The organism is Flectobacillus sp. BAB-3569, from assembly GCF_002270355.1.
In the GTDB taxonomy this organism is placed as follows: Bacteria; Bacteroidota; Bacteroidia; order Cytophagales; family Spirosomataceae; genus Flectobacillus; species Flectobacillus roseus.
This window is the reverse complement of the sequence record NZ_NJFZ01000015.1, coordinates 13090-28885: the sequence shown is the minus strand read 5'-3', so window position 1 is coordinate 28885 and position 15796 is coordinate 13090. Positions and strand designations below refer to the sequence as shown.

The window sequence follows — 15796 nt, the reverse complement described above, 5'->3', positions numbered from 1 at the left end:
TTTTTCAATTGATAACTCATTGAGTTATCTCGAAAGATAACAAAGATTAAAGAGATATACGACAGCTACAAACAAAAAAGGTTATACCAACAACAGTGTCAGTATAACCAAATACTCAAATTACACATTAAATTATAGTTACCACAAATTTATGACTAACGAGGAGGAGGTGCCAGCGAGCCCGAACCCGTGCTTCCGCCAGTAACACCAGTACCGTCTTCGTTATCAACAAGTAGGTGAAGGAAGTTCAAATTTTTGATAGATGAACCCGCTGTAAGCTTCACAAAATGCGGGTGTGTTCGGAGATATTCTTTCTTTTCTGTAGAAGTTTTTGGCACATAATTATAACGATAATTAAGTGGTGTTTCCAAGAGCTTCGCCAGCGTCATATTAGGGTCTATTTTCTGAAAAGCCGCTAATATGTTTTTATAATTAATATGGTATTCAATACAAATCTCTTCGCCCATAAACATCAAACTCAAATCCATAAACTTCGTTGTCCAAGTTTGACCACCGTCTGCACTAAATTCTACAAAAGTGTTATATCGACTGTCGAAGCCCCAAGTTTTTACTTGTTGAAACTTCATAAAAAACTGTGAATTAGGTGATTTAGGAATCAAGAAAGTGTTTTTTTGAACAATCTGAACCTCATTTTTGGGGTCTGGTTTTACGTATACATAAGATTGATTAAGAATACTATAAAACTTTTTGGCGTTTGCCTCTGCAGCCGCTCCCATGTTGGATGGAATTTTGTCCCCAGAGGGAATCAAAAATGACTGTACATTGTCTACACCAAATCCATCGTATGGCAGGTAAGCAGTTTCGACATAGTCTTGGATATAACTCGGGCAACAACTTTGCCCTGTTGCTTGGAAACTCATCCAAGCGAATAGAAAAACGAAGGTTAATTTAAAGGTTTGAGATTTCATGTACAGTAGGGTAAGTTAGTTACAAAAAAGTATTCTAGATAAAAGCTGGGAGAACTAAAACAATACTTTATCATCTGGTATTCAAATACTTACTCAGAAATCCTGTCTATCATGTAATGGTAGTAAATATAATCTTTCGGGATATTGGATTGTAGAAATTTGAGTTACTTTTTTGAACCCTATTTTATAAAAATGAAGGCTTTTTCAAATATTTCCGAAATCAGAACTCTCAAATGGTTTTAAAACTTAGGTACACTTCTAACTTACCAATCAGCACTTGTACTTAAGGTTTTCAGATATCGGCTTTCGGCGGTGGGCTTCGAAAAAAGCATGTTTTTGATTATTTTAAAACTCTTTGCCTACTTCTTCTTGCCTCGAGCCGAGGCATATAATTTAAACCTTATTTTGCACTATTACCTAATGCCAAAAGCGTATCAATATTCAAAATAACACATAATGTATTGATAGTCAAATTTTTACATTCAAAATCCACAATTCACCACTAATACTTAGATAGACACCCCCCAGTCATTAACTGAGGGATGTACACGATTACCTAACCACTAATTTAATTGTTGTATTTTCAATGATTTTCTTCAGAATTCCAGAAATCTGAAACCTGTTTTTCAAATAATGTTTTTTTGCGTCTCGCCACTCCGAAACGGTGTCCATTGGTCATTTCAACTTCTTGGTCAGAGCGTTTATAATTACGGATATGATTGAGATTGATGCAATATGAGCGATGAATACGGCAGAATTCACCGGATTGAATATGATTCGTGATGTCTTTGAGTGTGCGTGCACACAAAACTTTCTTACCATTGGAGAGATAGATAATTGTATAATTTTCATCTCCTTCGAGGTAAACAATGTCTGAATAATCAATAGCAACTTTCTTTCTATCAATATATAATTTTGAATGTGTCGAGGTATTAGTATTCATAAGCTTATAAAGTTTTTTGGAACTGGGATGATTCGTACTGATTATTTGTGTTTGTGTTGGTTTTCATAAGCATTAGTCGTAGGATATGAAAAGAGGTAAACATGAAGAGTAAAAAAAAGTAAACATTTCTAGAGAAAAATTTCGAACACACTGATAATCAGGATATAAAATTTTAAAAAAAGTTTTTAACACAGAATAATTTAACACTCCTACTCTAGTGTAAATCCCTTCTTATTGATACGCCAATTACCGTTCACTTAATCGAATGAAAATACTTAGAGCATGTACTGAAATTTGATTAAATTTCAAAGTTCAAAACACTAACCTTTGGGTTATTGAGCCATACCCGAATAAGCTATGATTTCTTTTTCATTCAAGAAGTTGTCCGACCAAGACCTTGTGGCAGGATTACAAAACAATCCCTCACAGAATCGTCGGTACGAAAACATCCTCTACGAACGATTTATGTATCTTGTTGATGTAGGCATTAAAAGGCATCATCTAGCACAAGATGAGGCCATAAGTGTGTACTCTGATACCGTTTTGGCGGCCATCAAACAAATCAAAGAGCAGCGATTTGAGCAGCGCTCGGAGTTAAAGACATTTATTTTTCAAATTTTTTCAAATAAATGTGTTGACCATTTTCGAAAAACCACGACTAATAAAGCATCTGTGCATCAAGCCGTAGATTTAAGTGATTTTTCGGCAATTATCCCTGATAATCAAACGATTCTTCAAAAGTTAATCCAACAGTCTGAAATCCAGTTGATTTATCAAAAATTGGCCTTAATAGGTCAAAAATGTCAAGATCTACTAAAGCTCTGGAATGAAGGATTTACTGATGACGAAATCATGAATACCTTGGATTATAATAGTACTGATGTTGTAAAATCATCTCGTCAAAGATGTCTGTCAAAACTTAAAGATTTAGTACACAATTCCACCCAAGTATGAGCAATCATTTAGCATACATTGAAGATTTTTGTGAAAACCGACTTTCTACAGAAGAAAATGCTCACGCAAACCAGCGAATACAGCGTGATCCTTCTTTTGCCAAGGATGTGGCTTTCTATTTGCAAATGCGACACCTATCTGATTTAGAACGAAAAGAACGCCTTAAAGCTTTGTATTTTACGATTAAACAAAAGCAAAGAGGTAAGATTATCAAGTTCGTCAGTGTTGCCGCCGCAGCCGTTGTTATGATTATTGCAGGTATTTTCTTCGTCAACCAATCACCTACTTCCGAAGAATTTGCCCAGCTTTATGTAAAGGAAAACTTGAGCACTTTACCCACCTCGATGTCTAATCAAAACGATATGCTTTCGCAAGGGGTAAACTGCTATAATGAAGGAGCTTATGAAAAAGCACTTGAATTGTTTAAGCAAATCAACAGCAATCCTCAAGCGCTTGAATATCAAGGCTTATGTCATTTGCAACTCAAACAATATCCAAGTGCATTGAGTATTTTTGAGCAAATTGCGAAGAATAACGAGCTATTGGTTAATAAAGGAAAATTCTATGAAGCCATTACTTTATTGCAGATGGGTCAGAAGGAAAAAGCTAAAAGTATCTTAGTAGAAATTACAGAAAGTAACGAAGATATTTTTGGAAAACAAGAAGCGGAAGAGTTATTGAAAAACTGGTAAAAGGCTATTTACTATCTTCGATCACAAGGATTACAACTATCTTTTTCAGCGAGCCGTTGCATGCAACGGCTCTTTTTTATTAAGCTTCCATATATCAGAAGTTAGAACTCTTCAATAGTTTTTGACTCCATTGTTGTTGTCCAATTTGCAGTTTTAGGATATAGGTACCCGTATTAAGCTTTTGATTACCCATATCCCAAACCATTTTTTGCTCTTGATTGGCTTTGATACTTATGCTTTTTTGAGCTAATTCTTTTCCTTCACTACTACAAAATACCAATTGGGCATCTCCTCCTACTGCTGACATAATATCCACATTAATTTCTTGTTGAAAAGGATTAGGATAAGCTTTGATAAAACCTTGTTTTTCACCTTCTAGACCAGTAATTGTGACTTTTTCTTTAAAAACAAATTCTATTACAATGGCTTTCGAAAAGATTGGTAACGTCAATAATCCTCCGCTCAAAACACTGTTAAAATTACTTTGAGTAGTTGTTTCTCCAGTCAAAACATTCCAAAATTTAAGGTCATAAATGCCTGCTGTCAAGGTGGTCAAATCTATTTTTATACCTGAAATACTTTCCTTGTTTTGGTTATCATAAACCATCAAATAAGCTCCTTTATCGGAGGTTAACCCTAAAGTAGTCAAACTCGAATTATTGGTATTGATGGCAGGAGTCCAATCTTTGAGATTTTTTTCTTTTACGAAATCTTTACTTTGTAAAAACTTAGCAGGAATTGCGAATAAGTTTGCCCAATCTGCTGATTTATAGTTATCCCACAACCACATCAAATGTGGAACTCGCGACAAGATGCCCGTCCAGATGGCAATTCTCTGGGTGTCAAAAGGCACATCAGCGGTATTTACATCAAGTCCATACTCTCCATTGATAATCCCTGTTTTTGTGAGAGTTTCTTTAAAATGCTTATCTTGTTGATTTTGAACTGGTAGCAAATTGGTATTGTATAGGTGATACTGCACATTATCAAGTCCCACAAATTTATCCATAGCCACACATTGCTGGTCGTCGGCACTGGTAGTTACGACATGATTAAAAGGGTCTACAGACTTGATATACTGACTCATTTCGTCATGCCAAGTCAATACGCCCGTTTTCCATGCGGCAGACTGATTGGGATGGTTTCCTGTAAATTGTACCTCATTGAATAGTTCCCACGCATAGACATGGGATGAATAACCCCAACGAGCAACCACATAGCGAAATAATTTCTTGATTTGTTGCTTGGCAGTGGTGTTATAAAAAAACTCTTCTGCTTTGTTTAGGGGGCCACCCAATGCAGCATTGTATGGGTTGTCACTCCAATTGGAATTAACATTTTCTGAAAACATTCCATGTTGTAAAAGTGTCAATTGCAATCGAATATCCCGTTTTTCGGCATGGCTCAAAATTGAGTCTTGCATGGCTGCGGCTTGTTGGCTGTACTTGCCTAATCCGCCAGTATAACCATCGTTTTTCCATTCAAGTGCTTGACGGTTGAATGGCACTTGCCAATATCGAACAAAGTTGGCACCTGCATTGGCTAAGTTTTCAAAAATAGTAAAATAGTTCGTCTGAGAATCCCAAGCTACATTAATACCTAAAGGAAAATAAGGTTCACCTGTTTGATGTCGATAATGCTGTCGTGAGTCGCTATCTCTTTGAATAATTCCTTTTTGCGAAGATGATTTCACTGTAAAAATATAAGGGAAAGTACTTTTTTGTCCCTGTGCATCCTTCAAGGTAAATACCACTTGGTGCAGTCCAATCTGGTTCGAGGCATATCGCCAACGCCAAGCCTGCTGGGTAGAATCTACTCGCCATTGCGAATTTTTATAATAGCCTTTTATCCAATAAAAACAAGGAACGGTTTGTTTGCTCCCATCAGGACGAGTAACGACCGCATCGACTGTTACCTCATCAGGATTATAGGGATTTGTGTAATCTTTGAGAGATACCAACTCTGCCTCTATTTTTTGATTTGTTTCAAAAGCACTATTTAACCAACGAGGTTCGCTCAAAGCCTGTGTAGGGTCAATGGCATAAATCTGTAGGGTTTGTTTAGCCAGCAAGCCAAGGGTATTTGTCACCGTCAATTGCGCTTGGTAGTTACCTGATTTATTAAAGGTTTTAGATACTTGTTTTCCACTTAGCTGACTTCCATCCGAAAAGCTCCAAACGAAGTTTAACGGTAAAGCATTTACATCATAAGATTTAGAAGCATCAAATGCTATGCTCTGTCCGACTTGTACTTTCGAGTTTACTTTCGATAAAATTATTACTGGCTCATCGTTGGGAGATGCACTATTATAAAGCTTTAATTCGTCAAAATACGCCTCCGCTTCTGCCTCATTATCAACAGATAAGGCTAATTCTATTCTATCAAAATCCTGATTTGGCACTTTTGACAAATCATATTTCCCTTGTGTCCAAGTATTAGGATTTGGCATAAAGGCATATTCATTGACCCAATTTTCAGTCAGCACGGTATTTCCATTCCACAATTTGAGATAGACACGTCCTTTGGTCGAACTTCTTACCCATAGACTTAAGACATCCTTTGTTTGTGTATTGATTTTTTTATCAAAAGTAAAACTGACAAACTTCCAATTGCCTGCTTCCTTTTTATAGTAACCTACCTTATTAGTCGTATTCATTTGCTTGTCAGGATTAGCTACGACTTTGGCATCTTTTCCATAATAAAAACTAGGAATTTGCCCGCCAACCTCAAAATTGGCAATAGTTTGGGCAAAACCTTCGGTAAGGGCTAGTAAAATGACTAGTCCGAAAATGAATAGTTTTCTCATAAAATTTTACGAAAAAATAGAGACGTTGCTCCCAACGTCTCTATAACAGATTTTTATTTGAATTTCACCCCTTCGGTCACGCCTTTCCATTGGTCTGTACGGAATGGGCAAGCGGGGAAACCCTCTTGATTGAACAGGTTAGCATCTTCGGGTGCATCTGCCCAAGCATAACGCACCGATGCAGGTTTTGCGCCTTTTGGATGGTAAACTAGTACTTTATCTCCCTGAATTTCGGCTTTTGCGTAGTAAAAAACTTTGTCTTCACCTGCAATTTCAAAACCTTTCAAGTAACCAAATTTATCTTTTATCATTAAGCCTCCACCTACATTTTTGAAAGAAATTGTTGCCTTTCCTTTCTCAAAATTAACAGAAGCATACATAGGCCCAGCCGAAACGATATTCAACCCGTAGGTATTTTTAGTGCCTCGGCAGCTAACCTTTTACCAACATCTTGTTTGTTGGTTGGATGAATATCTTTGGGATTACCAATATCCGTTGTAACAGCCATGCCTGTTTTTGGCAGGCTCAAAGTCATCATTTGGGCTTCTCTCAACTCTGCCCAACCGCTACCTTGATTACTATTTTGGTAAGGCCCATAACTTGATAATTGTACGAAATAGAAAGGAAATTCATCGTTCCAAAGCCTGCGCCAATCATTGATTAATAGAGGAAATGACTTACGGTACTGATACGAGCGCCCCGCATTGGTTTCGCCCTGATACCATAAAGCTCCTTTAATCGCAAATGGCAACAATGGTGCTATCATGCCATTATAGATGTAAGTTCCAATATTATTGCTTGAATGTGCAAATGTATGCTCCTCGGCAAAAGATGGCATTAATTTCCAATTGCTACCACCGAGTGCAATTTTCTGTTTTTCGGAACTCACATACAAATCATCTGCACTTCCCATCATGCCTACGCCATACCACGAAGGATCGATGGTTTTGTTCATTTTAATCATGAGACTATTGCCCCCTGATTTCCAAGTATTGGCAGGAACTACAATTTTACGAACTCCTTTCAAAATACCAGAGAAAACGAGCTTTCCATTGATATACACTTGATTTTCTGAAAAACTTTCAGCCAAACCTAAAGTAGTTACTTCACCAATCATTTCGGCTGGAATTTCTACCGTTTTAGCGATAAATCCATTCCCACGCCAAGCCCAGATACCTTGCCAATCCCATTGACCAATCGCATTTCCTGTAAGCCATTTAGAAAAATCATAGCCAGCTTTTAGATATTGCTGTTCATCGGCAAGTGAGATAGGTACTTTCGCATTCCCTAACAGTTTTTCCTTGATGCTTTCTTCCAAACGTAAATCTGCCTCTTGCCAATTTTTTGGAAGGTTTTGGGCATAAGGTTTCAATTCATCAAACGTTTCCATTCCTTCTTTGCTAATCCAACCTTCAACCTGTGAACCGCCCCACGAGCTATGCAATAGTCCAATTGGAACACCAGTTTTTTGAAATACCTCACGTGCAAAGAAATAACCAACAGCCGTAAAATCACCAACATTCTGGCTATTACATACTTTCCATTCACCAGTTTTTAGGTCGATTTGAGGTTGAGTTGTAACTTCATGTTCCACAAAAAAATGGCGTATTTTAGGAAAATCAGCGTTCTTTTTTTCTTGAGAAAAATTATCAGCTTGCTTAACAGGCCACTCCATATTTGATTGTCCAGAACAAAGCCATACATCACCAATTAGTACATCTTGTAAGGCGATTTTTTCTGCGCTACCTTGAACCTCTAAAGCGAAAGGACCTCCCGCCTCCAAAGGCGAAAATTTTACCATCCATTTACCTTCTTGATTAGCTTGGGCTGTTTGCTTTTGTCCTGCAAAAGTCAGTGTGACGGACTCATTAGGTTTTGCCCATCCCCAAACAGGAATTGGCTTTTGACGTTGTAAAACCACATGATCAGTAAATACTTTGGCTATTTTGAGTTGAGCCAACAGGCACTGGGATGTTAAGAGTAGACCAAAAAGAAATAGTTTTTTCATAGAATATTTATCGGGTAAGATTGTTTGGGGAAGTTACTAGTTAATTGGGTATCCGTTATCAGAAATGAGAACCAGTGTTTCACCATCGCTGATTTTTGGATAAACATAAAGCTAGCACATTCTTTGAATTTATTTATGTTATTCTGCCGTTATCCGCTTGATTAATTCCATGCATGCACGTGCATTGTGATAAGGGCACTTCCAAAAACCAACTTTATACTCAGCTTCCATCAAACTTCCATCTTCATATCTTCCCCAAACCCATTCACCTTGTTGTGTATCAATAAGGTTTTTCTGGATGAAAGTCCACGTATTTTTTACGGCATCAAGAAATTGGGCGTGCTTCGTCAACTGAAACGCATTATAAAAACCAACCATTGCCTCGGCACTTACCCACCATTCGCGATGCATATCAGCATGATGCGACACAAGATCATATTCATGAATCAGACTACCATCGGATTGAATGGCGCGTAGGCTGGTGTTCGCCATTAGGACAGCTTTTTCTTGGAAAATATCTATCCATTTTTGCTTACCCAAAATCTCAGCAGACTCCTGCAATAACCAAGCAGCCTCGATATCATGACCAAACGATATAGCAGATGATTGAATATGCCATTCTGCATCGAAAAACAAATTCAAATGACCTTTAGGGTTGATAAAATGTTTATTGAAAATCTCTAACAAATGCTCAAGCTTTGAAGCCAATCGGGTATCCTTCCAAACCAAATATAGAGATGCATATGCCTCGATGATATGTAAATGTGTATTCATCGTTTTGGGATCGTTTCGATCTTTTTCACTTAACCTCAAGTCTGTTAGAAGTTGCCAATCTTGTGAAAAAGCTTCCCAATAACCACCATTGACAGTGTCAAAACTATATTTTTCGATAATTTCAAAAAGTGCAATGGCTAAATTAAGCGACTCCTGATGTTGTGTTGCTTTATAAAAACTTGCAAAAGCATACATCGCAAAAGCCTGTCCATAGATTTGCTTTCGAGTACTCGAAGGGTTTCCAAGAGCATCCACAGCCCAGTAAACCCCTCCATGTTGAGTATCCCAAAAGTGAGCTTTCAGATAGTCAAAAGCACGTTGAGCCAAAGTAAGATACCTTGGCTCGTGGGTAAAATGGTAGGCTTCTGAAAAAGTCCAGAGAATTCTGGCATTCAATACTCCTCCTTTGATGGCGTTGGGGTCTATTTGCCCTTGGTGGTTCATTTTTCCAATAAATCCACCATTTTTTGTATCTACGGTATTATTTTCCCAAAAAGTCAAAATGTTTTCTAACTCCTGAGATAACTGTTTTTTCAATTCAAGCATTTACAATAGTGTTAGCTTTACTTTGTTATGATGTTTGGTTTTCTAATGGCATAAAGTCTTATATTATTAGTTACCAGAATGATTAAATCACTCAGATATCAGTGACAAACCGTAATTGTATCTTGTTGATTATGAATACAATCCAACAACCGATACACAGTTAACTAATAACTTCATTTTACTCACCACTAGAAAACCAAATCTTCCTTACTAAATTAAAACCGCTTGATTTGATTCAATCAGTTTTGTTAAGGTTTCTACAGAAGCTGCCGAACGGAAACCATCCTCTGGCGTATTTATCACGTAATCTAATAATTGCTCAATGGTAGATATAGCTACGTGCATACGAGTGTCGGAGGAAGCGTAATAAATAAAAACCTTTCCATCTTCATCGGCAATCCAACCATTCGCAAAAGCCACATTGGATACATCCCCAACTCTTTCTTCGCCTTCTGGTGCGATAAAATAACCGCCAGGTTTATGAATTACTTTAGTCAAATCCTTCAAATCTGTCAGAAATACATACAAGACATAACGCAGACCAGCGGCAGTATTACGAACGCCATGCGCCAAATGAAGCCAACCTTTTTCTGTTTTGATTGGTGCTGGTCCTTGTCCGTTTTTCACCTCATAAACCGTATGATAACGTTTTTCGTCTACGATAAACTCTTTTTCAATCACTGCATTTTCCATAGAATCGGCATAACCAAAGCCAATTCCTCCCCCTGTTCCTGCCTCGATGAAACCATCTTGTGGACGTGTATAAAAAGCGTATTTGCCATTCACAAACTCAGGATGAAGTACCACATTGCGCTGCTGAGGCGAAGGGGTAATCAAATCAGGTAAACGCTCCCATGTTTTGAGGTCACGCGTGCGAGCAATACCGCATTGGGCAACTGCTGAAGATTCATCACCGATTTTGGCATTTGGGTCTTTACGTTCGGTACAAAACAAACCGTAAATCCAGCCGTCTTCGTGCTGAACCACACGCATATCATACACATTACCGTCAGGATTTTCTGTTTCGGGCATGGTAATCGGGAAATCCCAAAATTTGAAATTATCAACCCCATTCGGACTTTCGGCAACTGCAAAAAACGACTTACGATCTAAACCTTCTACACGTACTACCAACAAATATTTATCGTCTAACTTAATAGCCCCAGAATTGAATGTTGCATTGATTCCAAAACGTTCCATCAAAAACGGATTGGTTTCGGGATTGAGGTCATATCGCCAAAAAATTGGTGTATGCTGTGCTGTCAGGATGGGATATTGGTACCTTTTATAAATACCATTTCCAAGCTTTTCGGGTTCATTTTCTCTGGTTATTAACGCTTCGTAATTTTGTTGAAGTTGCGCTAATCTTTCTTGAAACAATGCATTCATTTTCTTTCATTTATATTTGTTAATACCTCGTAAAAACGTTATTCGTTAATTGTACACTAGTTGGTAGCGATAGTTCCCTCCACTAATCTTCGATTAAACGCCCTCATTTCCAATTCTTTTGTAGACCTTGCATGCAAGGTCTCTACGGATTAATCCTCTAATTTATCCCACCATGTTCGTTTTAGGATAAAACTTACCACCAGCATGATGCCCAAATCGATAGCCAAAGCCTCATGCATTCCTAGTACCCAATACATAGGAAGTAAGGTAAGGCATAATTGAGAAATGATGCCCAAAACCACGTTGAAGGCATCTTTTTTAAAGTTTTTATTAGCCTCAAAATCAGGATTTTCTACCTTGACAGCTTCTAATACAGGCTGCCAAAATCCCCAAGGGTTGACAGTTGTGTAAAATTTCTTCAATACCCTAGCGTCTGTTGGTGGAGCTGCCAAAGTGCCAAGAATAGAGGCAGTCAAAGAAATTACGAATAACAATGGCCACCAATACAATGGTAAACCTGTGGTAAAATAAGGCATCAATAAGGCTGCAAAAATTCCTGCTGCCATCCCCCAAAAGAAACCATTGGCATTGAAACGCCACCAATACCATTTTAGGCAATTAGCAGCCACATAACCTCCATACAATCCGCCGACAATCCACTGCAAAATGTCATTGACACTTTTGGCCATAAAGCCTAATACAATCCCTATAATTACGACGACTAAGCCGACCAGATAATTCATCTGGATAGTCTTTTTGGTACTAGCCTGTGGGTTGATGTGCTTCAGGTAAATGTCATTAACAATATAGGCTTGAGCTGCATTGAGGGTACCGCTAAAAGTTCCCATAAAAGCACCCATCAAACCCGTGATTACCAATCCCAAAATTCCAGCAGGCATGAAGGCATTGATCGTTCCTGGCAACAATAACTCAAAATCATAATTGCCCGTGGCATCTTTTACATTGAGTTGAGCATAATATAAAAGTGCCAAAACCGTCAAGCCTATAATCATCGAATAGCGGATAGGCAATAAAATGATACTGACAAAGCCCGTCATTTTACTCGCCTCTTTTGGACTCCGGGTACTCAAAATCTTTTGCATATCATAATTTGGCGCTGGACCTGCCAACGAAGCAAAAACGCCTTTGAGCAACATCATGGAGAAGAATATTCCGAAAATACCATATCCATCCGATTCTATTTTTTGGTGTACTTCGGGCAAAATAGGCTTCCAATCTAATCCAAGTTCCCAGCCAAAAAATGGCGTTCTCCAGCCTTGAGGCAAATGGAGGGTTTGACCTTGCAAATGGTCCATTGCAATAAAAGCAATCGCCAAACAAGCCAAAGTCATAATGCCATATTTAATTACATCGCCCAATACTATGCTGTGCATACCTCCCAAAACTGAATAGAAGGTGGCAATAATAGTGAATACAACACCATAAAAATGAGGAATATACTGCGCTGGAATATCAAAAGGAACATAGGGCTGTACAACTTCCCAAGGAATAAAGATTTCAACAAATTTTCCTAACCCTACAAACCCATACGCCAAAAAACCAAAGCAACTAATAAGAGCAAAAGCAATGACAATGATTTGAGATGCGTGTACGCCTTTTCCCTCCGAACCAAATCTAGTAGTGAGCCATTCGGCTCCTGTGTTGGCATTGCTTCTTCTGAGCCATTTGCTCAAAAACATCATCATAAACACCTGATTGAACGAAGGCCAAAGCCAAGGAATCCAGATACTTTTGAGACCATACACAAAACATAAACTCACCATCCACATTGTACCGCTGATATCAAACATATCGGAGGCATCGCTCAAACCAAGCATATACCAAGGCAAGGACTTCCCTCCCATCAAATAACTATCTTTATTTTTCTTGGCTTTATTTTTCATATAAAAGCCAATGAATATCATGGTTAAGAGGTAAGTAAGTAATATAAGTATATCGATTAACTGTAATTTCATTCTCGTTTTTTGATTCTTTGAGCATGGCTTTTATAAGCCACGCTCTATTTAAAGGGATAGGAAAAGATTTTATAAGAATATCAACTAAACACTTTGTTCTGGTGAAAATACTATTTCAAAACCTTCACGTCTTTACTAAATAAGGTCTGAGGTAAGTTGTAAAATTTGATAAAATCAGGGGCGCTTGTATGTCCTTGATAAGGGCTATAAAAATGGTCGGGGCGACCGTTTCTCCAAACCAACATATAACTTAAATGGGAATCCTTTATCGTTTCCCAAACGATGGATGTCCACCAGTTATCGACCGTAATTTGTTCAAGTCCCATTTCGGTAATGGCCGTTAACTTATGTTTTTTGTTTGCTATTTCTTCCAACGTATAAACCATACGAGATAACTGCTTTTTGAACTCATCATTAGACTTAGGCGCATCACGATGATAATAGTCAAAGCCTATCAAATCTACCATATCATCGCCAGGATAACGTTCCAAATAATGAGCTTGAGATTCAAATCTGTCGGTCGAATAGGCATACAACAAATGATGTAACCCTTTGATATCTTTCAAGTATGAAACCGTATATCTCCATATTTTTTGGTATTGCTCAGGCGAGCAAAAGCCAGCACCCCACCAAAACCACGAACCTGTATGCTCATGAAATGGTCTGAAAAGCACAGGAATAGGCTGCCCTTTAGTATCTTTCAATGAAGCCAAAAAGTTGGCAACTTTATCCAACCAAGAATTATACGTTTGTAAAGCCTTTGGGTCTGAGAAGATTTTGGCAATTGTAGAGTCTGCCTTGTCCCAAGACGTTTTATTGGGGTCGGTAGGATTATTCAAATGCCAAGAAATTGTATTGAGTCCTCCTCGTTGATGTGTATTCTGAATATCCTGACGGATTTTGTTGAAAGGCACGCCATCGAGATTACTTACAGAGTCAAATTCTATTTTTCCTAAATCATAGCCTATTACCGCAGGAAAATCCCCTGTAACTGTTTTTACATCCGAGCGATTAGCATCGCCTATCCAGCGAGTTTTATCAGCGTTGAGCCCATAAGCCAGAGCATCTTGCTGACCAAACATGATACCTTTCTGACGTAATTTCCAAAGTTGTTGGTAGAGATGACGAGTCGCTAGAGTAGCCTTAGCATCGATGGGTGCCGATTGGCTAATTCCCGAAAAATGGATGGTTAATGTTCCAATCAAGAAAAATAAACGCTTGTACATAAACTAAAATTTAAGTTGAGTGAAGAATGATTGGGCAAGTTACAGCCTTTTGAAGGAATACATGCCCAACATTACTGCATTAACCATTTTTTTCGGTTGATATAGATTGATATTCTGAAAGGGTTCATTTTGACATGCAGAATTAAAATAGATGACATCAACAATAGATTTTCATCTCTCTTCTTATTCCACGAGGGTACTTATATTGTATTCAGTATTTCGGAAAAAAAATTACTCTATTTTCTCTCATTGACTAATACAAAATTACACTTCAAATAGAACCAATATATAATACAATTTTATCAATCTATAACACTGAAAAAACAATTCAGAATAGTAAAAGGAGTTTTAATGAGATAATTTCAGCACATAAATAGTAATTTTTAATTTTTATATTTGATTATTTGGTGTAAAAACAAAGAGATTTTAAATAATACCTTTTTAACACTTTTAGAAAACAAAATAGACTAAATATCAAAAAAGCCACCCCAAAACTGAGGTGGCTTTACTATTTGAATAAAGATAAGTTTAAGCTTATTTCACCAAAAGAATATTATCGAAATAAATCGTTTTACCATCGTCATGGATTTGAAATACGAAGTCATTGATCACTGGCATAGTCAAAAACCCTGTAGCTGGAATCTTAAAGTAAGTCCAAACATTGGCAGGAATCGTTACTACTTTGTCGGTCGCCCAGTTTACTTTGATAGAAACCTGACGGTCTATATCAGCTCCTTTTGCCCAGAATGTCAAATAGTTTACTCCTGCTGTGCTAATACCTGCACTTGAATGTAAGGCTAGTCCTCCCCAAGAACCGTTATAGGCGGCTTCAAGCGAGCGGGTTCCTGTCCAAACATTTTTGGTAGAAGCCGTAAAGTCACCGCCCCATGACCAATTATCGATACCATCTGCAAAGTTATCTTTGAAGAAACCATAATTGTTATCGACACTTACCAATTCCTGTTGGGTAGTAATAGTACCAGACGAGTTCGTAATCGTAAGTTTGGAACGTGTCGAAAAAGAAGCAGGCATTTCAATCACCATTTGTTTTTTGGTCTTAGCAATCACTTTTGCCTCTGCTGTTGAGCCTGCCAACAATACTTTCGTTACATCGTTAAGGTTATTTCCTTTTACCGTAACCTGTGTACCTTTAGTAAAATCGGTATTTGACAACTCGGTTACGATTGGTAAAGCAATTACCTTGAAAGGAACAGCTACAGATTTACCATATTTATTGGTAAAAATAATCTTTTGAGTACCCCCAAAAGCCGTATCTGGTACCCGAAAAACAATGGCATTATCAGTATTAAATGCAGGATTGAGTCCAGCAGGAACGTTGCCATTGTCAAAAACAATCGTTCTCATTTCACCCAAACCAGAACCTGTCAAGGTCAATACCGACCCCCCAGAAGCCGAATCAGGGGCTAATTTATCAGCCACAGGCACAGCATTTACAGCATCGTCGCTTGTACAAGACGATAACCATACCGTTCCTGTAACAAAGAGTGCTGTAGCTATTTTGAAGAATGTATTTTTCATATCAAAAAAGATTT

The 15796-nt window shown here is 37.9% G+C and carries 12 protein-coding genes; 2 read left to right on the top strand and 10 right to left on the bottom strand.

Annotated features, from left to right (window positions below; all coding sequences use genetic code 11):
• Window positions 1-155: 155 nt before the first annotated feature.
• Window positions 156-929: a hypothetical protein gene (locus BWI92_RS14200; protein WP_141234787.1), complete on the bottom strand. Its 774-nt coding sequence runs from the start codon at window positions 927-929 to the stop codon at window positions 156-158.
• A 583-nt stretch (window positions 930-1512) separates the two neighbouring features.
• Window positions 1513-1872 (bottom strand): LytTR family DNA-binding domain-containing protein, encoded by a 360-nt coding sequence (locus tag BWI92_RS14195; protein ID WP_095163921.1) that lies wholly within the window; start codon window positions 1870-1872, stop codon window positions 1513-1515.
• Between the two features lie 357 nt (window positions 1873-2229).
• On the opposite strand from BWI92_RS14195, the gene BWI92_RS14190 reads away from it, so the two are divergent.
• On the top strand, window positions 2230-2826 hold the full coding sequence (locus BWI92_RS14190) for an RNA polymerase sigma factor (RefSeq protein ID WP_229363124.1): 597 nt from the start codon (window positions 2230-2232) through the stop codon (window positions 2824-2826).
• Window positions 2823-3518 carry a tol-pal system YbgF family protein gene (locus BWI92_RS14185; protein ID WP_095163920.1) on the top strand — a complete coding sequence of 232 codons (696 nt, stop codon included), beginning with the start codon at window positions 2823-2825 and terminating at the stop codon, window positions 3516-3518. The genes BWI92_RS14190 and BWI92_RS14185 overlap by 4 nt, the downstream gene beginning before the upstream one ends.
• Window positions 3519-3612: 94 nt before the next feature.
• On the opposite strand, the gene BWI92_RS14180 is transcribed toward BWI92_RS14185, so the two are convergent.
• The 8 genes from BWI92_RS14180 to BWI92_RS14150 all read right to left on the bottom strand — a co-directional run bounded on the left by BWI92_RS14180 (window position 3613) and on the right by BWI92_RS14150 (window position 15782).
• Window positions 3613-6324 carry a PKD domain-containing protein gene (locus BWI92_RS14180; RefSeq protein ID WP_095163919.1) on the bottom strand — a complete coding sequence of 904 codons (2712 nt, stop codon included), beginning with the start codon at window positions 6322-6324 and terminating at the stop codon, window positions 3613-3615.
• Window positions 6325-6377: 53 nt separating this feature from the next.
• Window positions 6378-6728 carry a hypothetical protein gene (locus BWI92_RS28255; RefSeq protein WP_229363122.1) on the bottom strand — a complete coding sequence of 117 codons (351 nt, stop codon included), beginning with the start codon at window positions 6726-6728 and terminating at the stop codon, window positions 6378-6380.
• On the bottom strand, window positions 6725-8332 hold the full coding sequence (locus BWI92_RS14175) for a sialate O-acetylesterase (protein ID WP_229363120.1): 1608 nt from the start codon (window positions 8330-8332) through the stop codon (window positions 6725-6727). Before BWI92_RS14175 ends, BWI92_RS28255 begins: the two co-directional genes overlap by 4 nt.
• A 138-nt stretch (window positions 8333-8470) precedes the next feature.
• Window positions 8471-9652, bottom strand: coding sequence for an AGE family epimerase/isomerase (locus BWI92_RS14170; RefSeq protein ID WP_095163918.1), 1182 nt, complete (start codon window positions 9650-9652; stop codon window positions 8471-8473).
• Between the two features lie 210 nt (window positions 9653-9862).
• Window positions 9863-11041: a glycosidase gene (locus BWI92_RS14165; protein ID WP_095163917.1), complete on the bottom strand. Its 1179-nt coding sequence runs from the start codon at window positions 11039-11041 to the stop codon at window positions 9863-9865.
• 149 nt (window positions 11042-11190) lie between these two features.
• The gene (locus tag BWI92_RS14160; RefSeq protein ID WP_310588905.1) at window positions 11191-12945 is read right to left on the bottom strand and encodes a sodium:solute symporter family protein; all 1755 of its coding nucleotides are present in this window, start codon (window positions 12943-12945) and stop codon (window positions 11191-11193) included.
• A gap of 182 nt (window positions 12946-13127) precedes the next feature.
• Window positions 13128-14243 carry a glycoside hydrolase family 26 protein gene (locus tag BWI92_RS14155; protein ID WP_095163915.1) on the bottom strand — a complete coding sequence of 372 codons (1116 nt, stop codon included), beginning with the start codon at window positions 14241-14243 and terminating at the stop codon, window positions 13128-13130.
• 534 nt (window positions 14244-14777) lie between these two features.
• Complete coding sequence (locus BWI92_RS14150) at window positions 14778-15782, bottom strand: IPT/TIG domain-containing protein (protein WP_095163914.1); 1005 nt, start codon at window positions 15780-15782, stop codon at window positions 14778-14780.
• Between the last annotated feature and the right edge of the window lie 14 nt (window positions 15783-15796).